Source organism: Pseudidiomarina xizangensis (assembly GCF_052541995.1).
Genome location: NZ_JBOBQA010000003.1, coordinates 13,025 through 36,724, shown reverse-complemented (window position 1 = coordinate 36,724; position 23,700 = coordinate 13,025). Strand labels below are relative to the sequence as shown.

General features: G+C 51.2%; 22 protein-coding genes and 2 tRNA genes. 8 read left to right on the top strand and 16 right to left on the bottom strand.

What is annotated here, in order from left to right:
- The first annotated feature begins 1 nt into the window (after window position 1).
- A complete protein-coding gene (locus ACQ5ES_RS08670; protein ID WP_445015891.1) occupies window positions 2-3,109 on the top strand; it encodes an efflux RND transporter permease subunit in 3,108 nt (1,035 codons plus the stop codon).
- Here the strand turns inward: ACQ5ES_RS08670 and ACQ5ES_RS08665 are convergent.
- The 3 genes from ACQ5ES_RS08665 to rsgA are packed head-to-tail and all read right to left on the bottom strand — an operon-like array spanning window position 3,106 to window position 5,770.
- Entirely contained in the window at window positions 3,106-3,834 is a 729-nt protein-coding gene (locus tag ACQ5ES_RS08665) for a glycerophosphodiester phosphodiesterase (protein ID WP_445015889.1), read from the bottom strand. The genes ACQ5ES_RS08670 and ACQ5ES_RS08665 overlap by 4 nt on opposite strands.
- A gap of 5 nt (window positions 3,835-3,839) precedes the next feature.
- Window positions 3,840-4,709 carry an archaetidylserine decarboxylase gene (gene asd, locus ACQ5ES_RS08660; protein ID WP_445015887.1) on the bottom strand — a complete coding sequence of 290 codons (870 nt, stop codon included), beginning with the start codon at window positions 4,707-4,709 and terminating at the stop codon, window positions 3,840-3,842.
- On the bottom strand, window positions 4,706-5,770 hold the full coding sequence (gene rsgA, locus ACQ5ES_RS08655; protein WP_445015885.1) for a small ribosomal subunit biogenesis GTPase RsgA: 1,065 nt from the start codon (window positions 5,768-5,770) through the stop codon (window positions 4,706-4,708). Before rsgA ends, asd begins: the two co-directional genes overlap by 4 nt.
- 113 nt (window positions 5,771-5,883) lie before the next feature.
- Between rsgA and orn the strand changes: the two genes are divergently transcribed.
- From orn to ACQ5ES_RS08640, 3 genes are all read left to right on the top strand, one after another.
- The gene (gene orn / locus ACQ5ES_RS08650) at window positions 5,884-6,438 is read left to right on the top strand and encodes an oligoribonuclease (protein WP_445015883.1); all 555 of its coding nucleotides are present in this window, start codon (window positions 5,884-5,886) and stop codon (window positions 6,436-6,438) included.
- A 77-nt stretch (window positions 6,439-6,515) separates the two neighbouring features.
- Window positions 6,516-6,590, top strand: a tRNA-Gly gene (locus ACQ5ES_RS08645).
- 28 nt (window positions 6,591-6,618) lie between these two features.
- Window positions 6,619-6,694: transfer RNA gene (locus tag ACQ5ES_RS08640), tRNA-Gly, on the top strand.
- 33 nt (window positions 6,695-6,727) lie between these two features.
- Here ACQ5ES_RS08640 and dgcN read toward each other — a convergent pair.
- The 4 genes from dgcN to ACQ5ES_RS08620 form a co-directional block, all read right to left on the bottom strand.
- A complete protein-coding gene (gene dgcN, locus ACQ5ES_RS08635) occupies window positions 6,728-7,732 on the bottom strand; it encodes an N-acetyltransferase DgcN (RefSeq protein WP_445015881.1) in 1,005 nt (334 codons plus the stop codon).
- 95 nt (window positions 7,733-7,827) lie between these two features.
- Window positions 7,828-8,718 carry a LysR family transcriptional regulator gene (locus tag ACQ5ES_RS08630; RefSeq protein WP_445015879.1) on the bottom strand — a complete coding sequence of 297 codons (891 nt, stop codon included), beginning with the start codon at window positions 8,716-8,718 and terminating at the stop codon, window positions 7,828-7,830.
- A 60-nt stretch (window positions 8,719-8,778) separates the two neighbouring features.
- A complete protein-coding gene (locus ACQ5ES_RS08625) occupies window positions 8,779-9,168 on the bottom strand; it encodes a hypothetical protein (protein ID WP_445015877.1) in 390 nt (129 codons plus the stop codon).
- A 12-nt stretch (window positions 9,169-9,180) separates the two neighbouring features.
- Complete coding sequence (locus ACQ5ES_RS08620; protein WP_445015875.1) at window positions 9,181-9,552, bottom strand: DUF423 domain-containing protein; 372 nt, start codon at window positions 9,550-9,552, stop codon at window positions 9,181-9,183.
- A gap of 59 nt (window positions 9,553-9,611) precedes the next feature.
- Here ACQ5ES_RS08620 and ACQ5ES_RS08615 point away from each other — a divergent pair, with 59 nt between their 5' ends.
- The 4 genes from ACQ5ES_RS08615 to ACQ5ES_RS08600 all read left to right on the top strand — a co-directional run bounded on the left by ACQ5ES_RS08615 (window position 9,612) and on the right by ACQ5ES_RS08600 (window position 14,988).
- Entirely contained in the window at window positions 9,612-10,085 is a 474-nt protein-coding gene (locus ACQ5ES_RS08615; protein WP_445015873.1) for a hypothetical protein, read from the top strand.
- A 144-nt stretch (window positions 10,086-10,229) separates the two neighbouring features.
- Window positions 10,230-12,317, top strand: coding sequence for a cytochrome D1 domain-containing protein (locus ACQ5ES_RS08610; protein ID WP_445015871.1), 2,088 nt, complete (start codon window positions 10,230-10,232; stop codon window positions 12,315-12,317).
- Entirely contained in the window at window positions 12,317-14,512 is a 2,196-nt protein-coding gene (locus tag ACQ5ES_RS08605) for a TonB-dependent receptor domain-containing protein (protein WP_445015869.1), read from the top strand. Before ACQ5ES_RS08610 ends, ACQ5ES_RS08605 begins: the two co-directional genes overlap by 1 nt.
- Before the next feature lie 110 nt (window positions 14,513-14,622).
- Window positions 14,623-14,988, top strand: a complete 366-nt coding sequence (locus tag ACQ5ES_RS08600; RefSeq protein WP_445015867.1) for a MaoP family protein — start codon at window positions 14,623-14,625, stop codon at window positions 14,986-14,988.
- A 55-nt stretch (window positions 14,989-15,043) separates the two neighbouring features.
- On the opposite strand, the gene purD is transcribed toward ACQ5ES_RS08600, so the two are convergent.
- The 9 genes from purD to aroQ all read right to left on the bottom strand — a co-directional run bounded on the left by purD (window position 15,044) and on the right by aroQ (window position 23,573).
- Complete coding sequence (gene purD / locus ACQ5ES_RS08595) at window positions 15,044-16,330, bottom strand: phosphoribosylamine--glycine ligase (RefSeq protein WP_445015865.1); 1,287 nt, start codon at window positions 16,328-16,330, stop codon at window positions 15,044-15,046.
- Window positions 16,331-16,355: 25 nt separating this feature from the next.
- Entirely contained in the window at window positions 16,356-17,219 is an 864-nt protein-coding gene (locus ACQ5ES_RS08590; protein WP_445015863.1) for a class I SAM-dependent methyltransferase, read from the bottom strand.
- Window positions 17,220-17,286: 67 nt separating this feature from the next.
- Window positions 17,287-18,855, bottom strand: coding sequence for a bifunctional phosphoribosylaminoimidazolecarboxamide formyltransferase/IMP cyclohydrolase (gene purH / locus ACQ5ES_RS08585; RefSeq protein ID WP_445015861.1), 1,569 nt, complete (start codon window positions 18,853-18,855; stop codon window positions 17,287-17,289).
- Between the two features lie 94 nt (window positions 18,856-18,949).
- Window positions 18,950-19,243, bottom strand: coding sequence for a DNA-binding transcriptional regulator Fis (fis, locus tag ACQ5ES_RS08580; RefSeq protein WP_126764210.1), 294 nt, complete (start codon window positions 19,241-19,243; stop codon window positions 18,950-18,952).
- Window positions 19,236-20,228, bottom strand: coding sequence for a tRNA dihydrouridine synthase DusB (gene dusB, locus ACQ5ES_RS08575; protein WP_445015859.1), 993 nt, complete (start codon window positions 20,226-20,228; stop codon window positions 19,236-19,238). The genes fis and dusB overlap by 8 nt, the downstream gene beginning before the upstream one ends.
- A 124-nt stretch (window positions 20,229-20,352) precedes the next feature.
- Window positions 20,353-21,234, bottom strand: coding sequence for a 50S ribosomal protein L11 methyltransferase (gene prmA, locus ACQ5ES_RS08570; protein WP_445015857.1), 882 nt, complete (start codon window positions 21,232-21,234; stop codon window positions 20,353-20,355).
- 5 nt (window positions 21,235-21,239) lie between these two features.
- Entirely contained in the window at window positions 21,240-22,589 is a 1,350-nt protein-coding gene (gene accC / locus ACQ5ES_RS08565) for an acetyl-CoA carboxylase biotin carboxylase subunit (protein ID WP_445015855.1), read from the bottom strand.
- A 23-nt stretch (window positions 22,590-22,612) separates the two neighbouring features.
- Window positions 22,613-23,071 carry an acetyl-CoA carboxylase biotin carboxyl carrier protein gene (gene accB, locus ACQ5ES_RS08560; protein ID WP_445015853.1) on the bottom strand — a complete coding sequence of 153 codons (459 nt, stop codon included), beginning with the start codon at window positions 23,069-23,071 and terminating at the stop codon, window positions 22,613-22,615.
- Window positions 23,072-23,108: 37 nt separating this feature from the next.
- Window positions 23,109-23,573: a type II 3-dehydroquinate dehydratase gene (gene aroQ / locus ACQ5ES_RS08555; RefSeq protein WP_445015851.1), complete on the bottom strand. Its 465-nt coding sequence runs from the start codon at window positions 23,571-23,573 to the stop codon at window positions 23,109-23,111.
- Window positions 23,574-23,700: the final 127 nt, after the last annotated feature.

The following is a 23,700-nucleotide window of genomic DNA, read 5'->3' as shown; positions in this document are numbered from 1 at the left end:
CATGTTGCTCTCCGATGTTTCCGTTAAACGTCCGGTATTTGCGACCGTCGTCAACCTGTTACTGATCGTCTTCGGTATTGTCTGTTTTACCATGTTACCGTTGCGTGAATACCCCGATATCGATCCGCCAGTGGTATCTATTGATACCAGCTATCCGGGCGCCTCAGCAGAGATCGTTGAAACCCAAATCACCCAGCCGATTGAAGACCGGATTAGCGGTATCGAGGGTATTAAAAACATAAGCTCCAGCAGCCGCAATGGTCGCTCGCGCATCAGCATTGACTTTAACCTGAGTCGTGATGTGGATTCCGCAGCCAATGATGTGCGTGATCGGGTATCCCGTGTGGTTGATAACTTACCTGAGCAAGTCGACCCGCCCGAGGTGTCGAAAGCCAACTCCGATGAAACAACGGTGGTGTGGTACAACCTGCGCAGCGAAAATCTCAGTATTCTGGAACTGACCGACTATGCAGATCGCTACATTGTCGAACGATTGTCGGTAGTCGACGGGGTCGCTCGGGTAAATCTCGGCGGTGAGCGCCGCTATGCGATGCGGGTGTGGCTTGATCGCGATGCGATGGCGGCACGTGGTGTTACCGTAAGTGATATCGAAAGCCGGTTACGCTCGGAGAACGTCGAGCTACCTGCAGGTGAAGTAGAATCGGTCGACCGGGAGTTTACCGTCCGCGTTGCGCGAACTTATCTCAACCCCGACGATTTCAGATTACTCGCAATAAAACGGAGCGACAGCGGTCAACTGGTGCGGCTTGGTGAAGTTGCGCGAATTGAAATGGGATCTGAAGACGATAAAACCGAATTCCGCGGTAATGGCATTAATATGATTGGTGTTGGTGTGATTAAGCAATCAAAAGCCAATACCCTTGAAGTGGTTGAGAACGTTCGCAGCGAAATCGAAACCATCCAGAAGACCTTGCCGGAATCGATGATCATTGTGCCGAGTTACGATTCGTCGATCTTCATTAAAGGTTCGATCGACGAGGTCTACAATACCCTCGGTATCGCTATGGGCCTGGTGGTGGTCGTCATCTACTTATTTCTTGGCAACATTCGCGCTACCTTGATCCCAGCGCTGACGGTGCCGGTGGCGATTATTGCCTCCTACATCGCACTCTTTGCCATGGGATTCTCCGTAAACTTACTTACCTTATTGGCGCTAGTGCTGGCAATAGGTTTGGTGGTGGATGACTCTATCGTGGTGCTGGAGAATATTTACCGGCGGGTGGAAGCGGGTGAGCCGCCATTATTAGCCGCGTACCGGGGTGCGCGAGAGGTAGGTTTTGCGGTGGTTGCGACCACTTTGGTGTTAATCGCGGTGTTTGTGCCCTTGGCATTTCTGGAGGGCAATATTGGCCAGCTTTTCACTGAGTTTGCGCTAGCTATTGCCGCGGCGGTGCTCTGTTCGAGTATTGCCGCTTTAACCTTATCACCCATGTTGAGTTCGAAGATCCTCCGCCGCCGCGAACGCACCAGTCGCTTTGGCCGGGCAATTGATCGCTTTTTTAACTGGTTCGAAGAAGGTTACGCACGTGTGTTAAAGCGCACGCTGGCTTACCCTTGGTTGGCGGTGGTACTGGTGATACTTGCGACATTGGTGTCTTACAACATGCTGAAGCTGGTACCGCAGGAATTTGTACCACCAGAAGACCGTGGCACCTTCTTTGTGATGGTGCGCAGTGCCGAGGGTGCGAGTTTCGAGTCCAATGCCGAACACATGCGCGAAATCGAAGCTCTACTCTTACCCTACCTGGATGAAGGCAAGATTGACCGTCTCTTAGTTCGTGCGCCGGGCTGGGGGAACTCTGCGGGTATTGCCATCGTTGGTGCGGTGCCGTTCGACGAACGTGAATGGAGTACCTTTGAGCTGATGGACGAAGTCAGTGCCAAACTCAATCAGATCAGTGGGGTGCGGGCCTTTGCCTTCATGCGCAGTGGTATTTCCGGCGGTAGCGGACGTCCCGTGCAATTCGTGTTGCAGGGGAATACCTATGATCAGCTCGCCGCTTATCGCGACATCGTGATTGAAGAAGCGAGCAAGAACCCGAATTTACTGGAACTTGATAGCGACTTTAAACAAACCCTACCGCAGTTGCTGATCCAGATCGATCAAACCCGTGCTGCGGATATGGGCGTGTCGGTCGGCGATATTGGGCGTACCCTGGAAACTATGTTGGGCGAACGGCGGGTCACCACCTACTTAGACCGTGGTGAAGAGTACGATGTGATACTTGAGGGTGAACGTGGGGATTATCGTGACCCGACTGCCATCGACCAGATTTACGTGCGCTCAAACAGCAGTGGTCAGCTAATTCCATTGGCGAATCTGGTGACCATTGAAGAACGGGCAACCTCAGGCGAGCTTAATCGTTACAACCGGATGCGCAGTATTACCATCGAAGCCAACTTAGCCGAGGGCTATTCCCTGGGCGATGCGTTGGCGTATTTAGAGAATATCGTCGCCGAAAAACTGCCTGATGATGTGTCGATTGATTACAAAGGTGAGTCACAGCTGTATCAGGAAAGCGGTAGCTCAGTGATTTTTGTCTTCGTACTGGCGTTAGTTATTGCTTACCTGGTGCTTGCGGCGCAGTTTGAGAGCTTTATTCACCCTCTGGTTATCATGTTGATGGTACCGATTGCGATTTTGGGGGCGGCATTTGGCTTGTATTTCACTGATCTCACGCTCAATATCTACAGTCAGATCGGTATCGTCATGTTGATCGGTTTAGCGGCTAAGAACGGTATTCTGATCGTCGAATTCGCCAACCAATTGCGCGATGCAGGTTACGATTTTGATGAGGCACTGGTACGCGCATCGCAACAACGTTTACGACCTATTGTGATGACCGCTTTTACCACCTTGATGAGCGCGGTTCCGCTTATCTTAGGCTCAGGTCCGGGTGCTGAAAGCCGTATGGTCATCGGTACGGTGATCTTCTGTGGGGTTGCCTTCTCAGCCTTTCTGACGATTTTTGTGATCCCATCGTTGTACTCGGTGCTGGCGCGCAATACCACATCACCTATGGCCTTGAGTCATGAGTTGGATGAGCTTCAGCAGCGTTTTCCAAAGCGTCAAGGTGACAACGACTAGTCGATATGCCAAGCCTCTGAGGGTTGCACCTGCAGCCCTTGGAGGATGTTACGTGCAACACTTGGATGGTTGGTAAAGATGCCGTCGACACCCATGGTATGAAGATCGCGCATATCTTCCGGCTCATCGACCGTGAACACGAACACCTGCAAGTGGCGGGCTTGGGCGTCGGCGACGAACTCAGGCGTTACGAAGTCGACATCGATGTGCACGGACCAAGCCTGTAATTCACTGGCAAAAGCCGCGTAGCTTAGTGGGCATGAGGTGGTGAGTGCGCCGATGAGTTGCTGCGGGTGATCTTCTTTCAGCTGGCGTAACCAATGGTGATTAAAGCTCGACACCAGCAACTGTTCACGGCTAAAACCGAGTTCGGCGCGGGCAAAGCGCAAATGCTGAGTCAAACCGCGGGTAATATCCGCGCCTTTTAATTCGATATTGACCATGCAGCGCCCGGCGATGAACGCCAGCGCCTCATCTAGCGTCGGCACCGGTTGCTGACCGAACACTTTGAGTTTGCGTACTTGTTCTAAGGTCAGGTCCTGCAGCCGGCCGGGGTGTGCGGTGAGCCGTGCCAAATACCTGTCGTGGAATACAATCCACTCATCTTGCAGCGGATAAACATCAAGCTCAATACCATCGGCGCCCGCGTCTAGGGCGCGACCGAAGGCCGTCAGGGTATTCTCCGGGGCTTCAAAACTCGCGCCGCGATGAGCGATAATCAGCATAGGCGCTAGTCGTCTCGTTCCCCGAGCACCTGTCCCATGCGGGTGACAGATAGGGGACCAAGATCGTCGTCAAAATCAATGGTGTCTTCAGGGAAAGTGAGTACCACCGTTGAACCCAGCTTGAAGTGTCCCATTTCTTCACCTTTTTTCAGGCGAATCGCCTGATCACCGCTGGCCGGATAGTCCCAGCTATGCACATGCTTACCGGTTGGCGGGGTCACTGTGCCGGCCCAGACGGTGCCGATACTGGCAACGATCGTAGCGCCGACCAGCACCATCGCGAATTTACCGAACTCACCATCAAAAATCGCAACCACGCGTTCATTACGAGCGAATAAGTTAGGTACATTGGCGGCAGTTAAAGGGTTCACCGAGAATAAATCACCAGGCACATAGATCATTTTACGCAGCACACCATCGCACGGCATGTGGATACGGTGGTAGTCTTTGGGTGCTAAATAAATGGTGGCAAATTCACCGTTTTTAAATGCATGGGCATCACGCGGATCGCCGCCCAGTAGTTCGGTCAGGCTGTAATCGTGGCCTTTGGCCTGAAAAATGCGACCGTCCTTGATGTCACCTAACTGACTGATTGCACCATCGACCGGATGGGCGAATTGATGTGCTTCGCTTGCCTGCAGCGGACGTGACTCCGGCTTGAGGTAGCGGGTAAAAAAGTCATTAAAAGTCTTATAATGGCTGGGGCTCTCATGTATCGCCTCGCTCATATCGACTTTGTATTGCCGGATAAACCAGCGGATAAAGAGTTGTGTAAACCACCCGGCGCGGGCAGCCGCAAAAGCGCCAACTAAGCGAGATAGCGCGTGCTTAGGCGTTAAGTATTGTGCTTTAATTTTTACGTCGTCCCAATTCACTTCTTACTACCTCGAGGTATTGCGCGTGACGGTTTACTGCTCGCCATCGACTCTATGATTTTGTGGAAATTGTACAACCGAAGTGGATGCAGATCACCTGCTTCCACTGCTTGTTGTAATGCACAGCCAGGATCTTGTGGCTGATGCCTGCAATCACGAAACTTACACTGACCCAAAAACGGCCGAAAATCGATAAAGCACCAGGCTACGCGCGTCTCGTCTAAATGCCAAAGCGCGAACTCGCGAATCCCCGGCGAGTCGATCAGGAAACCGCCTTCTGGCAGGGGATAACGGGTAGCAACAGTGGTGGTGTGTTGACCTAGTCCAGAGTTACTGGAAACGTCGCCGACATCGGCGTCGATGTCAGGCAGGAGCGCATTAACCAGCGATGATTTACCCACTCCGGACTGCCCTACCACGATGGATACTTGATTTTGTAACAAGGTTTTTATGTCGGTCAAGCCGCCGTTGGTTTTGGCGCTGACACTAAGAACTTGGTAGCCGATGGCCTGATACATTAACAGTGCAGCTTCAATTTCCTCGCGTTGTGCGGGCCCAATGTCAGTCAGCAAGTCGGCTTTATTCAGCACGATCACTGGCGTGATATCGATGTCTTCGCACGCGACGAGGTAGCGGTCAATTATTTGGGTGGAAAAGGCCGGTAACACACTCGAAATGATCAGGATTTGATCGATATTTGAGGCGACCGGTTTCAGACCGTCGTAGTAGTCAGGCCGACTGAGTAGCGAGCTACGTGGCTGCACCGCCTCGATAACGCCTTGCTCAGTGTTGGCACTTTGCCCGGCAAAGCGTCGCCATACCACCTCATCGCCGCACACCAGACTTTCAATGCCACGACGTATGTTACAACGAAAGTGCTCTTCTTCATCATTTGCCACGATGGCGTGCTGACCGAACCGCGCGACAATGATGCCAGCCTCAGCGCCACCTAAACTTGCGTCATCGAGCTGTTGTTCAAGATCGTTTTGCTGCAACCGTTTTTGTTGGTTGGCGCGAACGCGGCGTAACTGCCCTTTATTTAACTTTCGATGTTTACCCACAAGGCTCCTAACTTGGTTGGGAACGTCAATTGCTGCTAATGATACAATATTCTTTGCAACTCCGCCTGAATTACGCACAATGGGCGCTGACAGCATCAACGAGAGGGTAGAACATGACGGCAACTGCGGATCGATTAATTTGGATAGACTTAGAGATGACTGGACTGGAGCCGGGCCGCGACTTCATTATTGAAGTGGCGACCATCATCACCGATCAGCACCTGAATATACTGGCCGAGGGCCCGGTTATTGCAGTGCATCAGCCGCAGGCACATCTGGATCTTATGGATGACTGGAATGTCCGTACGCATACCGGTTCAGGGCTGGTTGAACGGATCAAAGCAAGCACCCAGGATGAAGCTGCAGCGCAACAAGAAACCCTCGAGTTTCTGGCCAAATGGTGCGCTCCGCAAAGTTCTCCGATGTGCGGTAACAGTATTTGTCAGGACCGTCGTTTTCTCGCCCGACACATGCCTGAACTGGAGGCATTTTTCCATTACCGAAACCTTGATGTCAGTACGGTAAAACAGCTCGCCAAATATTGGGCGCCGGCTGTCGCTATGGGGGTGATAAAGCAAGGTGCGCATACCGCACTTGCAGATATTCGCGAATCGATAGATGAATTGCAGCATTACCGTGCACACTTTTTCGACATTCAAGCCGAATAACCCGAAAAAGCGGTTGCAAAGCCTGCCGAATTCAGTAAAATTCGCCTCCGTTATCGCGTTTGATAACAGAAGTTCATGCGGGAATAGCTCAGTGGTAGAGCACAACCTTGCCAAGGTTGGGGTCGCGAGTTCGAATCTCGTTTCCCGCTCCAAACTTCACCCTCGAACACCTTTCTTGATGCGGGAATAGCTCAGCTGGTAGAGCACAACCTTGCCAAGGTTGGGGTCGCGAGTTCGAATCTCGTTTCCCGCTCCAAGTCGATGTACACCCGCCCTTATTTATTTTCCACTAGTTATCTAATTGATCAGCAATGCGTACCACGCCATGGCGGATCGGATCGACGCAAGGTAAGCCAAGTTGCTGTTCAACTTCACGGCAGTAGGTCATTGCACCTTCCTCGTCGACCGCGGAAGTATTCACCGCAATAGCGATGACCTTGGCATCCGGATTCGTTATCCGCGCCAGCTGTTCATTGAGGGTAATGGTTTCTTCCAAAGTTGGTAGTGGGCGATCCAAAATAGCGCGCATACTCGAACGCCCTAATGCATGGCAGACCACCAGTGCATCTGGTTGTGAACCGTGCAATAGCCCCAGACTTACTCCCGCAAATGCAGGATGTGAGAGCGAACCCTGGCCTTCAATAATATCCCAGTGGTCGGCCGCATTGTCCGGCGCTAAATCCTCGATAGCACCAGCGATAAAATCAGCGATAACGCAATCTACGGCAACACCATCACCTGCCACTAAAATCCCACTTTGTCCCGTTGCCCGGAAACTTACATTGCGTTGGCGACGCTGCAGCTCGCGGGTAATGGCCAGACTGGTATACATCTTACCGACAGAGCAGTCGGTACCGACGGTAAGTAGACGCTTGCCGGTGCGGCGGTAGCCTTTACCCGTGCGTAGCCGCTTGCGTGGATGACGAATATCAAATAACTCACAACCATTAGCTTGTGCTGCACTAATGAGTTCGGGAATATCGTGCAGGCGGTCGTGGAGGCCGCTGATAATATCCATACCAGCAGCAAGCGCTTGCTGAATCATGGGTAGCCAGGCTCTATCAATATAACCACCACTGTTGGCAAAGCCCAAAACGAAGCTTTTCGCACCGGCAGCCTTGGCTTCTTCAATTGTCATAGCCGGACAACCGGTCGTCACGCTGCAGCCCGGCAGACGCAATTCACCAATACATTTTTCCGGGCTCCAGTCCGCCGCGCTACGAGCCATTTTAATGCTAAGGGGATCGTTAGCATCACCAATGAATAGTAAGTAGGGTGCTTTTAGCGGCGTCATCTGGATTCCTTGAATAGGTGGTTAATGTCCGCCATAGGATAAGAAATTGACCGCAAAACAACAGTGAATAAGAGAAGGAGCGGTATAACCTGAGGTTATGACTGCTGCTCGAGTAAGGCGCTCTGTACGAAAGGCAAAAAAGCCTGGCTAAGTTTCGATAGCGGTTTAGCGGCCAGATGAAGCGCGCGTATTGGCACCTGAAGTGGTGGTTCAAGGGACGCTGTGGCTATGCGTTCATCCGGATTGCCCTGAGCCGAAATCGCATCGATAGTACAGCAGCCCAGACCTTGGGCGACCATGCGTGCAGCAATGTAATAGGTATCGACCTGAATGATCGATGCGGTATCAACCCCGGCCTGATTAAGCTGTTGCCAAAGCAACTGACCGATAGGGCCACTGTCCCAGATGGCGATCAACGACTGCGTGGATAGGTCGGCATAGGTCAGCGACTGGGGCTGGCTGGCGAAGGTCTCACGCGGGTAAAGCACCTTGATTTCAGTGCTGCCAAGTTCGATAGCTTCAACGTTTGGATAACTCGGCGAGGCATAGAGCAGGGCAAGCTCACAGTCACGCTCAACCAAGGCCTGCATGGCTTCATCATTGTGGATCGTTTGCAGCCGAAAACGCACCTTAGGGTAGTGTTGATTAAAGCGCGCAATGGCAACCGGGATAACGTTAAAGCCCAGCGCTGGTGTAATGGCTAAATCGATCAGGCCTTCATCATGACGCTGAATATTTTGCGCAAGGGCCTTAACGCTGTGCAACTGGCGATAAACCTGTTCCACCGCGGGGAACAACGCCAGCGCTTCATCGGTGGGAAGCAACTTACCCTTTTCGCGTTTAAACAGGGCAAAACCAAGTTGTTGCTCAGCATGCCCTAAAGCTTTGGATACTGCGGGCTGAGAAATATGCAGCAGTTGCGCTGCCGCCGTCACGGATCCGGTCGTATAAATGGCATGAAAAACTTCAATGTGGCGTAAGCGCATAATATGGTGGTGAAAACCATCCAGTCGGCAAGCTAAGATGCTGTCATTCTTGCATCGTTTTTAATCGTGAACAAGAACCACTAAGCCATGGTCGCGAACCGACAGGTACTCAACTTTCCCTGATTCATAGTGCACGGCAGCGACCAGTAGTTCGTCGCCATGGCGCATTACCGAAGAGGTAAGTAACCACTCACTGTTCACGGGTCCGTTTATGGGTAGGGGGGCTTCGTTACTATTTAGATAGCGTTTCAGCTCCTGCACCGTTGCCAGGCGCCAGTTTGCCTCAGCGTCGAGTTGGCCGATGGCGAGCTTGGCCTGGTTCCACTGCCACCGTTGCGCTTCGCCGGTACATTCGTTAGCCGTTAACGTTTGACCTAGCAGACAAGGGTGCCATGTCAGCTCAGGCTGAGTCGCAGCGAGTAATGTGCTAAACATCAATGCAATCAGCATCAGACAATGACCTCAGAACTCTTTTAGCATGGCCCAGAAGATCCAGATCCAGCCGATAATAAAGCAAACCCCACCAATTGGTGTGACTGGACCAAAGAATTTAGCTCCGGTTAATGCCAGCAGATAGAGGCTACCCGAGAATAGAATAATACCGGCCAGCAGTAACCAGCCGCCGGTACGCAATCCGGTTGCCTGCGGATACGGAAGCAACAAAGCCGCGACCAGCAACAAACCCAGCGCATGATAAATCTGGTACTGCACACCAGTTTGAAATACCGCTAGCATTTCCGGGCTCAGTTTATCTTTTAAACCATGTGCCCCAAATGCGCCAAGAATTACCCCAAGTGCCATATTGATTGCGCCTAACATTGCGAATAACTTCATACTATTCTTACTCTGAACTCTGATGAACGAAGTCTTAATGTACCGCAAAAGGAGTTAAAATGCGTGTAGCAACGGCGGCAGAAGCCCTAAGTATTTTGTCGGATAACGACGTCATCTGGTGTCAGTCAATGGCAGCCACCCCCTACAAGCTGCTTGAGGGGCTGGCAGAGATAGCCCCGCAACGCCGCAACATGACCTTATTGCAGCTACACACGGAGCATAGCGAGTTATTGGGTGACCCCGCGCTCGCCGGACATCTCCGGCAACGTGCGTTCTTCGTTGGTAAGTCAACACGGAAAGCGGTGAACGAGGGGCTTGCGGACTACGTGCCGATTTTCCTATCGGAGATCCCGAAGCTTTTCCGCTCGGGTGAACAACATTTAGATGCTGTACTGATTCAGGTTTCCCCACCAGATGCGCACGGCAATTGTAGCCTTGGCATTTCGGTTGAAGCGACCCGGTCCGCCCCGCAATTCCGCGAACAGCTGGCACGGGAGGCACATAACGACTGGGGGCTACGCCTAACTATTTAGTGTTGTCGCTACTCGTTAGGGGGTACTCCCTTTGCGGTCGGGAGGCCCCTCCATTCCTTGATATCGATCAAACTTAGTCTTTGCTCTAAGCTTAGAATGATATCAGTTGGTTATTAACTGATAGTCCATCAAGGAGGACGTCTTATGTATTCCAATCTCAGCTCTCAGCCGAAGTGGCGTATTTCACCGTTAGTGTTGTTTGGTAGTCTGGCCGCACTTGTTTTCTCAGTTCAACCGGCCGTTGCCGATGAAAGCGGTAAAGAGGCCTACGCAAAACATTGCCAGGCCTGTCACCAGCTAACCGGCACCGGGCTCCCGGGGGCTTTCCCGCCCTTAGCGGATAACCCTAATGTTAATAATAATCCTGAGTACGTGATTGCTACCATTTTACAGGGTAAGTCTGGACCCCTTGAGGTAAATGGAAAAACGTACAATGCGGTGATGCCCCCCATGCAGCATCTCAGTGATGATACCGTCGCGGCCATTACCAACTACGTACTCTCCAGTTGGGATAATTCCGGCACTGAAGTGGACGATGATGATGTTGAAGCTGTTCGCGCAAAATCGGGACAGGGCGATCGTTCAGCGGGCAACCCCCATTCTGAAGCAACCGCAGCTGAACTCAGCTATAAAGGCGCTCCGTCTGCGGTGAAAGGTGGCAAACAAGTGGTTTCGCCGGGTGCTCCACCGATGACCGAAGGCGAATTCGCGCTGGCGCAAGATCTCTACTTTCAGCGTTGTGCAGGTTGCCACGGGGTATTGCGTAAAGGGGCAACGGGCTTACCTTTGACGCCGGATATCACGCAGGAGAAAGGCACGGATTACCTCAAGGCGCTGATTAATTATGGTTCACCGGGCGGCATGCCCAACTGGGGAACTTCAGGCGAACTGAGCGCTGAAGAAATTGATATTCTAGCGCGTTTTATCCAGCACGAGCCGCCAACGCCGCCCGAATGGGGCATGCCAGAAATGATGGCAAGTTGGAAGGTCCACGTCGCACCGGAAGATCGTCCGGATGAGCCGCAACACGATTACGACGTCGATAATATGTTCGCAGTAACGCTGCGCGATGCTGGTGAAGTCGCAATTATCGATGGTGCGAGCAAAAAAGTTCTGAATTACGTCGAGACCGGTTATGCCGTGCATATTTCGCGGGCATCGAGTTCAGGTCGTTATTTCACCACAATTGGCCGTGATGGCAAAATCGACCTCATCGATTTGTATATGTCACCACCACAAGTTGTTGCTGAAGTAAAAATAGGCCTGGAAGCACGTTCCGTTGAGAACTCGCGTTACAAAGGCTACGAAGACGAAATCGCAATAGCTGGCGCTTACTGGCCACCACACTTTGTGCTGATGGAAGGTAAAACGCTGGAGCCACGGAAAATTGTTTCGACGCGTGGAATGACTGTCGATACTCAGGAATATCACCCGGAACCGCGGGTAGCTGCCATTGTCGGTTCGCACAAGCACCCAGAGTTTATCGTTAATGTGAAAGAGACGGGTCAGATTAAGCTGGTGAATTATTCCGATATTGATAATTTGCAGGTCACCACCATTGATGCTGCACCATTCTTGCATGATGGCGGCTGGGATCGTTCCGGGCGCTATTTCCTGACCGCGGCTAACGAGAACGACACCATCGCGGTGGTGGATGCGCTGGAACGTGAGTTGGAAGCTCTGATTTCCGTCGAGCGGATTCCTCACCCAGGTCGTGGGGCCAACTTCATTGACCCTGAGCATGGTCCGGTATGGGCAACCAGTGCGCTGGGGAATGCCAATATCACTTTGATTGGTACCGACCCAGAAAATAATCCTGAGAGCGCATTCAAAGTGGTACGGATACTCGAAGGCCAGGGGGGTGGCTCGTTGTTCATTAAAACACACCCTAAATCAACCAACTTGTGGGTCGATACACCGCTTAACCCAGATAGCGACATTGCGCAATCTGTAGCGGTATTTGACATCAACAACCTTGCGGCTGGTTTTGAAATATTGCCGATTGCGGAGTGGGCTGACTTAGGTCCGGGTCCGAAACGTATTGTTCAGCCTGAATATAATATGGCTGGCGACGAAGTTTGGTTCTCGGTCTGGAGTGGCATGGAAGAAGAGTCTGCCATTGTTATCGTTGATGATAAAACCCGTGAACTGAAGCATGTGATCAAAGGCGATAAAATTGTCACACCAACCGGTAAGTTTAATAACTACAACACGCGTAATGAGGTGTATTAATGCGCGAATCGCATAGCAGGCTAAAGATTGTCTGTGGCGCGTTGATGTTCGCGGTGGCCGGCACGGCCACCGCGCAACAAAACAGCACAGAGTCAGAATCAGAAATTCATCCAGATGAAATCATCACCGTTGTTGCCCACCGTCAGGCTCGTGCATTAAGCGAGATTGCCGGCACGGTTTCGGTGCTGAGTGACGCTGAACTTGCGCGTGATCTGGTATTTAACGCCAGCGATTTAGTTCGCTATGAAATAGGAGTGGAGCTTGATGACAGTTCTAATCGCTTTGGTTACAGCGGCTTCCGTATTCGCGGTGTTGGTGGTAACCGCACCGCCATCGTCGTCGATCAAGTAGCTATCGCCGATCGTTTTGCGGTTGGTAGTTTTTCTGACACCGGTCGTGGTCTGCTCGATTTGGGCTTAGCTAATCGGGTGGAGATACTACGGGGCCCAGCATCCACGCTTTATGGGAGTGACGCCTTAGGTGGTGTGGTTGCTGTGCATACCCTTGATCCAGAGGACGTGCTAAGTACCTCTGAACGCGGGACTCGGCTGCGCTTAGGTTTTGGCTCTGATGCTGACCGCGGTTATGGGCGTGTAGCGACCGCTTATAGTTCAGGTAACCACAGTGTGTTGCTCGCTGGGGCAGCGACGGTGCGAGATGAATTGGCAGCAGAAGGGGTAAATCAAGCGGCTCTAGATCCTCAGGATATCAAACAGACAGGCGCGTTGTTGAAGTGGAACTATCTTAACCGCTACGGTGAAATCCAGTTGAGTTTTGATGCTTTACGTGAAGAGCGAGAGACTCAAGTAATTCATAGTTTAGGAACTGGCCGGCAAGCTTCGACCACGGCGCTTTTCGGTGATGACGAGCGCTACGAATGGCGTAGTATTTTGCGCTTTGCGACGGACCCCAATGTTTTCTCTGAGCGGGGCGAATGGCGGGTGTTCGTACAACAAGCCCAAACCCGACAGAACTCCTTTGAAGAGCGGGGACGCTTAGCTGAACCCTTATCGATTTACCGCGGTTTCCGTTACGATTATTCCAGTTACGGCATCGCCGCCGACCTGGAAAGTGATGTTAATTTTGCCGGCTTGAAGCAACGTTTGGGTTACGGTTTTGAATGGACGCAAGCGGAAGTATGGGATGAACGTGATGCATGGCAGTTCAATCAAAGCACGCAGCAGGCAACCAAAACCTTGCTTGGCGAAACCTTTCCGTTGCGTGATTTCCCGCGAAGCGAAATTACTGAGTTAGGTATCTATTTACATGATGAGATTCGGTTGTGGAATGGCGGACCTACGCTGAGTCCGGGGTTGCGTTATGAATACTATGACTTGCAAACTCAGGATGATGCGCTGTTCAAGGCACGGTATCCGGACACTGACCTGACGGATCTCACGCACGCAGCATGGTTACCGAAACTAGGTCTGCTTTGGCCATTAAGCGATCAAGCCGAATGGTTTGCTCAATATGCCCGCGGCTATCGTGCACCGCCTTTTGCTGATGTAAATGTGGGCCTGTACTATCCGCAATTTCGGGTGTTGGCTATTGCCAATCCGGACCTCAAGCCTGAACGTGGGTCTACTTTAGAAACTGGCGTGCGCTGGCGTTCCAGCGACTCTCAACTGAGTGTAACGGCCTATCATAATCGGTTTAGCGATTTTATCGATAGTCGCGCTGCACAGGGCTTTGATCTGCAACGGCAACTGCTTATTTTCCAATCGGTCAATCGCGAGCAGGTGGTCATCGAGGGTGTTGAGTTGAGCTGGCAACAGCAATGGCACCGAGATTGGTCATCAGAGGTATGGATTGACTACAGCCGCGGCGAAGATCGCACCACCAGCCAAGATATACCTACTGTAAGTCCGCCGTCGATGCTTGCCGCGGCAAATTACCAGGCACCCTCTGGAGCTTGGGAGTCGCGGCTTATTCTGCGTGCGCAACAAGGACAAAAACAACTTTATGACGCAGATGCTGAAGCACTGTTTGCGGCACCGGGTTATGCAACTCTGGACTGGTTGTTGCAATGGTACCCGGGTGACCAGCTGCAGCTCGGCTTTGGGGTATTTAATTTGACCGATCGGCGCTATTGGAATGCTGCGCAAGTGGGTAATTACCCACAGGATGATCCTATTGTGCCAATTTTGTCTGCCGCAGGTCTCAATGTTCGAGCGACGCTTAATTATAGTTTTTAGCGAAAAATAAAAAAAATTATTGACAACCGTGCCGTTCGCCACTATATCGTCAGTGTCGCAAAGACGCGAACGAATTTCCCTGTAGTTGTTGGTCTGAAGGAAGGCACAAAATGGCAACGATGAACCGTGATCAAATCGCTAAGAAGACGTTTAACGACTTCAAAAACTATCCGTATGGATTTGCCCGTTCCGGTGACTTTTCAATTCGCGAAAGTGAATTGCTGAACAAGTATGGTAGCTTGATTGCAGCACTGATCAATGGCGATGCGGAGCCGATGTCAGCAGAAGAGCAATCTATACTTGCCGTCGCTCGCGGTGAAAAATCAGCGGAGTCGCCGATCGAGAAAGCTTGGTCAAAATATCAGGCGCGAATCAATCGGCCCAAGGTCGGTAGTATGTACGGCCGTAGCCGTTATACCGACGAAGCTTTTGAAATAGCAAATAGTGACGACGAAGACTTAGTTGTCGAAGATTAATAAAAAAGCCGCGTGTGGCTAAACTTACACGCGGCTTTCAATCTGAGCAACCATTTTACTGTTGCCGAGCAATCGCCCGGTGAGCAATGTCAGTGCGGTAATACGCATCTTCCCATTTAATCTTATTGACCCCTGCATAGGCTTTTTGTTGCGCCAGTTGCACGCTGTCAGCGATGGCGGTAACACAGAGTACGCGTCCGCCAGAAGTGACAATTGAGCCGTCCTGAAGGCGCTTAGTTCCCGCGTGAAAGACTTTTGTGTCATTACTGTCAGCTGCTGCAAGCCCTTTAATCTGCTTACCCTTAGCGTAGCTGTCAGGGTAGCCGCCAGCCGCCATGACGACGCCTACAGTGGTGCGTGGGTCAAAGTCGATAAGGTGTTGCTCAAGTTGTTGTTGACAGGCTGCGAGACAAAGTTCAACCAGGTCAGACTGCAAGCGCATCATGATGGGTTGAGTTTCCGGATCGCCGAAGCGGCAATTGTACTCAAGTACCTTGGCAGTGCCGTCCGGCGCGATCATTAAACCGGCGTAGAGGAAGCCGGTGTAAGGATGTCCTTCGGCAGACATTCCCTCTACGGTGGGTGTAATAACAAGGTCCATCACCCAGTTGTGCACGTCAGGTGTCACCACAGGGGCAGGCGAGTAGGCTCCCATGCCACCGGTGTTGGGTCCTTTGTCACCATTGTCGCGCGCTTTGTGGTCCTGGCTGCTGGCAAAAGCGAGAGCGGTCTTACCATCGACCATCACGATAAAACTGGCTTCCTCACCAACCAGAAACTCTTCGATAACGACACGACTGCCTGCCTCACCAAATCGATTGCCAGCCAGCATGTCGTCGATAGCGGTGAAAGCTTGTGCTTCAGTTTCGGCAATAATGACACCTTTACCAGCCGCCAAGCCGTCCGCTTTGATGACAATTGGCGTGCCTTGCTGTGAGACGTAAGCCTTGGCTTCGTCCACTGAGGTGAAGGTACCGTATGCTGCAGTTGGAATCGCGTGGCGCGCGAGGAAGTCTTTACTGAATGCCTTGGACCCTTCTAACTGCGCAGCTCCTTGCGTCGGACCAAAGATTTTCAAACCCGCGGTGTTGAACCGATCAACGATGCCAGCCACTAGCGGTGCCTCAGGACCAACAATAGTAAGACCCACTTCCTTTTTTTGGGCAAAGGCCAACAGGCCGCCGATGTCGTCGGCTGCGAGATCGATATTTTCTAGCTTCAGTTCGGTGGCGGTGCCGGCGTTGCCGGGCGCCACAAACACAGTCTCTACCAACGGCGACTGCGCCGCTTTCCATGCCAACGCATGCTCACGGCCACCGCCGCCAATCACAAGTACATTCATGTCGTTTCAGACTCTCTTGTTTTGCTTATGAGGATGATTCAGGTTTCTTAAATTTCAGGGTAAAGCGATCACTCTCACCAATCTCCAGATAACGTTCGAGGTTTTCTTCACCAAGACCTAAGGTCGGCGGCAAAGTCCAAACGCCACGAGGATAATCGGCGGTATCTTCGGAATTTACATTGATTTCGCTGGCATCGACAAACTCAAAGCCAGCCGCTTCAGCAGCATCAATGGCTAGACTTTGCTTGATATAGCCTGAGCTGTCCATATGAGTGTCGGGGCGATTTTCCGGTAATCGGTGATCAACGACACCAAGAATACCTCCTGGCTTTAAAGCGGTGTAAAAAGTTGCAAAGGCTGCCTGCACACCGTCGGTGCCGCTATTCATATACCAGTTATGTAGATTGCGGAAGGTAAGCACCCGATCGGCACTTCCCGGAGGCGCAATCTCACTATCGGCATCAGGTGCAAACTCAGTGATGATAATGTCGCTAAATGCCGGATCCTTGGCCACGCGTTCAACAAACTGCTTGCGTGAGTTCACGTAGTAGTCGCGTGTTTCGGATTGCGCGAAATGTGCGGCATAAAGTTTGCCGTTTTCTTGTAAATAAGGTGCGAGGATCTCGGTGTACCAACCAGCACCTGGCCAAATTTCAACCACGGTCATGTCCGGCTCTACACCAAAGAAACGTAATGTCTCGATGGGATTACGGTACATATCGCGTTTGAGGTTGTTAGCGCTCCGCGTCGGATTGTCGTTTACTGCTTGTTCAAGAGTCATGGTGTCTGCTGCGGCTTCAACAGCGGTTCCGCTGTCAGAGCCGTCAGAGCAAGCTGCCAGGATTGAAACGCCGGCAGCTAGGGTTAGTAGTGCAAAGAAGTTCTTCATATCGTTATCCTTCTATGTCGTAAGGTTTGTATAATCCTAGACGCAGGATAGCTTCTCGGCAACGTAATTAATGGCGAAAGTGACGCATTCCGGTAAATACCATGGCAATACCATGCTCATCCGCGGCTTGAATAATTTCTTCATCACGAATGGAACCGCCCGGCTGAATGATGGCTTTAATACCTGCAGCTGCCGCCGCATCAATACCATCGCGGAATGGGAAAAAAGCATCGGAGGCCATGACGCTACCGGCGACTTCGAGGTTTTCGTCGGCCGCTTTAATGCCGGCAATTTTTGCACTGTAGACACGGCTCATTTGTCCAGCGCCAACACCGATGGTCATGCCATCTTTGGCGTAGACGATAGCATTCGATTTGACGAATTTGGCAACTTTCCAGCAGAACAGTAAATCTTGCAGCTGGACAGCACTTGGCTGCACTTTGCTGACCACGCGAAGATCAGTCTCGGTAACGGCACCAAGGTCGTTTTCTTGTACCAAGAGACCACCATTAACCCGTTTGTAATCAAAACTCGGCGTCCGTTCGGCTGACCATTGACCTGAGGATAACAGTCGCACATTGGCTTTACTTGCAACCACTTGCTGGGCTTCTGCGGTGATACTTGGAGCAATAATGACTTCGACGAACTGGCGCTCGATAATGGCTTTCGCTGTCGTTTCATCCAATTCACGATTGAAAGCGATAATTCCACCAAAGGCCGAGGTTGGGTCGGTTTTGAAGGCGCGGTCGTAAGCCTCTAAACAAGAGACTCCAATGGCTACACCACATGGATTCGCATGTTTAACAATAACGCAGGCCGGGTCGGTGAAAGACTTCACACATTCCAGTGCGGCGTCAGTGTCGGCGATATTATTAAAGGACAGCTCTTTGCCTTGTATCTGCACTGCGGTGGCAACAGAAGCCTCGTACGGCTGCGGTTCAACATAAAACGCGGCCTGTTGATGACTGTTCTCGCCGTAACGTAAATCCTGCTTTTTCTCAAACTGTGCGTTGAAAGTGCGCGGAAACTTACTTTCCTGCTGCGGTAAGCGTGCGCCAAAGTAGTTGGCAATCATACCGTCGTACTGGGCAGTGTGTTCAAACGCGCGAATCGCTAAATCAAATCGCGTGTCAAAGGTCAAACTATTGTCATGGGCGTCCATTTCAGCGATGACACGATCATAATCGTGAGCGTTGACGATAATGGTTACGTCCTGATGATTCTTAGCTGCAGCACGGACCATAGTTGGCCCACCAATATCGATGTTTTCTACAGCATCTTGCTGTGAACAGTTTGGGTCAGCAACGGTCGCCGCGAACGGATACAGATTGACCACAACCATATCGATGGCGGCGATATCTTGTTGTTGCATGACATCGTCATCTTTGCCTCGGCGGCCGAGAATCCCACCGTGTATCTTCGGATGTAGAGTTTTAACCCGTCCGTCCATGATTTCCGGTTGGCCGGTATGCTCGGATACATCGGTAACTGCAACGTCATGTTCACGCAACAGTCGGGCGGTGCCTCCAGTGGATAAAATTTGTACGCCTCGTTGTTGTAAAGCGCGGGCAAATTCGACGATACCTGTTTTATCGGAAACACTGAGAAGAGCACGTTGAATTGGTCGGAAGTCCATTATGGTCACCATTAAGAATCACTAAACGTTTAGTCGTAAAGTTTGATTTCTGCAAACAAAAAAGAGCACACAAGGCGCTCTTTTTCAGGGGCATTTAGTTCATGCCGTATTTTTTCAACTTCTTACGCAGCGTACCGCGGTTGATACCTAACATGGTCGCGGCACGAGTTTGATTGCCGCGAGTGTAGGTCATGACCTCTTCCAACAGTGGCGCTTCAAGTTCAGCGAGTACTAACTCGTACAATTCTTCTGGATCTTGTCCGTCGAGCTGCTTAAGGAATGAGTTCATTGCTTGCTTTACTGAATCACGCAGCGGTTTCGGCTGGGCGTTGTTACCAATCGTCGTGAAAGGTGAAACTCGGTCACGATTTCCATTTTGATCAAACATAGGTGCGCTCTGTCTCTTCTAAGTTTACTGAGTTAAAAAACGTCGCCAAGGCATCGAGTTGCTCGGTTGCTGACTCGATGGCCACAAACTGGCGCCGAAATTCTGCTGCTGGTTGCTGCTGTTGTAAGTACCAACCAACATGCTTTCGGGCAATCCGAACACCACTGAACTCGCCGTAGTGGCCATGTAACCTGTGTACATGGTTGACGACCACTGCGCTGACTTCAGCGTTATCCGGCTTTGCCAGCTGCTCGCCGGTTGCCAGAAAATGCGCAATCTCGCGAAACAGCCATGGATTACCTTGAGCACCGCGGCCGATCATTACAGCGTCGGCGCCCGTGTAATCGAGAACTTCCCGGGCTTTCTCTGGTGAAGTAATGTCGCCATTAGCAACGACGGGTATCGATACCGCGCGCTTAATTGCGCGAATGGTGTCGTACTCTGCCTCACCTTTATACATACAAGCCCGCGTACGGCCATGCACCGCCAGCGATTGAATGCCTGCCTGCTCAGCAAGTTTGGCTATATCAACGCCGTTGCGATGCTCGACATCCCAACCTGTACGGATCTTCAAGGTGACAGGAACCGCTACTGCAGTCACCACTGCATGCAAGATATCTTGCACCAGGTCGGGGTATTGCAATAAGGCTGAACCCGCCATTTTCTTATTTACCTTTTTCGCTGGACAACCCATGTTGATATCAATAATTTGCGCGCCATTTGCCACATTATGTTGTGCAGCAGCGGCCATCAATTCGGGTTCGCAGCCAGCGATTTGCACAGCTTTTATACCTGGCTCGTTAGCATGCCCCATGCGTTGCTGTGACTTTGGCGTTTGCCACACGCGGGGGTTGCTTGAGAGCATTTCGGATACGGTCAGGCCAGCCCCCAATTCCTGGCAAAGTTGCCGGAAGGGTACGTCCGTGACACCTGCCATAGGTGCCAAGATAACTGGATTATCTAATTGATAAGGTCCGATCCGCATCGGTCAAAAACTGTTCAACTCAAGGGTCGGAAATTTTAGGGAATTTGGCGGCGAAAGGAAAGGCTGTAATTTGTACAAAAGCCGCCTTTTTTGCACTTTTTCCACTTGACAATTGTGTGACAATCTAATGTTTACGGTGTGCGTGGAGCATCACCCATTCATCTTGCACTTGCGGCGCGCTAAACACAAAGTTTGTTTGATACGCCGACTCGACCTGCTCTATTTGTCGCTGCAGGATACCAGACATCACGAGTTGACCATTTTCACCTACATAGGCCTGAATAATCTCAGCAAGCTCCTGCAGTGGGCCAGCAAGCACATTCGCCAGCACAATATCAGCAGCTAAGTTGGGTTGATTACTCGGCAAGTACACTTCTAACTTGTCAGTGACACCGTTACGTTCAGCGTTGTCTTTACTGGCAATTAGAGCTTGTTGATCAATATCGATGCCAATCGCTCGCTCAGCTCCTAACAATAGTGCAGCGATCGCCAGAATGCCTGAGCCACAACCGAAATCTACGACTGTTTTGCCAGTAAGATCCTGACTATCAAGCCAGGTCAGGCATAGGGCGGTGGTCGGGTGAGTACCGGTACCGAACGCCATACCTGGATCGAGGATAATATTAACAGCTTCTGGTTGAGGGATTTCCCGCCAACTCGGACAAACCCAAAGACGTTGGCCAAACTGCATGGGGTGAAAATTATCCATCCATTCGCGTTCCCAGTCTTTGTCTTCTAATTGATCCGTTTTGTAGTTAAACGTCTCGTCAAAGTAGCGTGACTGTTTAAGGTTTTCGAGTATCGGACGGAGGTCAGTTTCGGCAGGGAAAAGCCCGGTTACAAGGGTTTCTTGCCAGTACAGAACTTCACCTAAAGGAGGTTCAAAAATCGGATTATCTTGTGCATCTCGATAGGTTACAGCGAGTGCGCCGTCGCCGTGCAACATGTCGCCCACGAGGGGCGCATGCTGCTCAGGAGCGGCAACCGTAAGTTGAATCCATGGCATGGGTGTTAATGACCACCCATACCCAGTTTCTTCTCCAGATAGTGGATATTAGTACCACCCTGCTGGAAGTTCGCATCGGCCATAATATCTTTCTGCAACGGCACGTTAGTTTTGATGCCTTCAATGATCAGCTCGCTCAATGCGTTGCGCATGCGCGCAATGGCAACCTCGCGATTCTCACCGTAAGTCACCAGTTTACCAATCATGGAATCGTAATTTGGTGGTACGCGGTAGTCCGCATACACGTGGGAATCCCAACGCACGCCTAAACCACCTGGCGGGTGAAAACGACTGATCAAACCGGGCGATGGTACAAAGGTATCTGGATCTTCGGCGTTAATACGACACTCAACGGCATGCCCGCGAATCACTACTTCTTCTTGCGAAAATGATAACGGCTGACCTGCTGCGATGCGCAATTGCTCTTTGATGAGGTCAATGCCGGTGATCATTTCCGTAACTGGGTGCTCTACCTGAATACGTGTATTCATTTCAATGAAGTAGAACTCGCCATTTTCATACAAGAATTCAAAGGTACCGGCGCCGCGATAGCCAATCTCTATACAGGCTTTGGCACAGCGTTCACCAATAAACCTGCGTACCTCTGGAGTAATACCAGGAGCTGGAGCTTCTTCGACAACTTTTTGATGACGGCGCTGCATGGAACAGTCGCGCTCACCTAAATAGACGGCGCTACCCTGGCCATCCGCCAACACCTGAATTTCGATGTGGCGTGGATTTTCCAGAAACTTCTCCATGTAGACCATAGAGTTGCCAAAGGCTGCACCGGCTTCGGCTTTGGTGGTGCTGATGGCGCGGACCAGTTCTTCTTCTTTACGAACGACGCGCATACCACGACCACCGCCGCCTCCGGCAGCTTTAACGATAACTGGATAGCCAATGCGTTCGGCGACCTTGATGTTGGTCTGTTCATCGTCGTCTAACGGACCGCCCGAGCCGGGTACGCAAGGTACGCCAGCCTTCTTCATCGCTTCGATAGCCGATACTTTATCGCCCATTAAACGAATGACATCAGCGGTCGGGCCGACAAAAATGAAGCCTGAATTCTCCACCTGCTCGGCGAAGTCAGCGTTTTCCGCTAAGAAGCCATAGCCAGGGTGGATTGCCGCAGCGTCAGTAATTTCCGCCGCACTGATAATACGTGGAATATTTAAGTAGCTTTCGTTGGCTGGTGCTTTACCGATACAAATCGACTCATCAGCAAGTAATACATGCTTGAGATTACGATCGATGGTGGAGTGCACCGCTACAGTTTTAATGCCGAGTTCTTTGCAAGCGCGCAGTATGCGCAGCGCAATTTCGCCTCGGTTTGCAATGACAACCTTATCTAACATGATGATGTCCCGAATTGATGCATTTACTCGATCACGAACAAGGGTTGATCGAATTCTACCGGCTCGCCGTTTTCGACCAAGATTTGCTTGACCACGCCGCCTTTATCAGCTTCGATTTGGTTCATCATCTTCATTGCTTCGACGATGCAGAGGGTTTCACCAGCTTTTATTTGCTGTCCGACGGAAACGAAATCACTGGCGCCAGGTGCTGGTGCACCATAGTAGGTGCCGACCATTGGGGACCGTACGATGTGGCCGGTTATTTCTGGTTCTGCAGCTTCAGCGGCAGGCGCTGCTGGTGCTGGCGCTGCCGGTGCAGGGGCCGTTTGTTGTTGTATTGGTGCTGCGTACTGCATTGGTGCAGCCATCTGACTACTGCCACGATGAATTCGTACTGATTCCTCGCCCTCGGTGATTTCTAATTCGGCGATACCTGATTCTTCGACCAGTTCAATCAGCTTTTTTATTTTACGAATATCCATGATCTGTTATGACCCCATACTGATGTAGTTAATTAGATTAATGCTGTTGTAAATTTGAGACTGCAGCCTGCAAGGCAAGTTCATAACCTTGCGCACCGAAGCCGCAAATAACCCCTACAGCTAATTCGGCAAGATACGAGTGACGACGAAATGTTTCGCGTGCATGAATGTTTGACAGATGCACTTCGATAAACGGGATATTAACGCCGGCTAGCGCGTCCCGAAGCGCAATACTGGTATGGGTAAAGGCTGCGGGATTGATAATAATAAAATCAACTTTGCTGCCCGCAGCTTCATGTACCCATTCGAGCAGCTCATGTTCAGCATTCGATTGACGGCAGTCTAAAGTGACACCGACAGCTTCAGCGTGATGCCGCAGATTACCTTCAATGTGAGACAGTGTTTCTGAACCATAAATGTCTGGCTCCCGCTGACCGAGAAGGTTCAGGTTGGGTCCGTTTAACAACATGATTCGATAAGTATGTTTAGTATTTTCTGCCATTTTGCTGCTATCTGCTGCGAAGTTGTTGCGTTATTAGAAATTACCAAGGAAACCCGCAGGATCCCTCGCTTTTTCTCATCGGTAACTTGGCATTATAGTTAAAATGAGCCAAAACGCAGCAAAATAC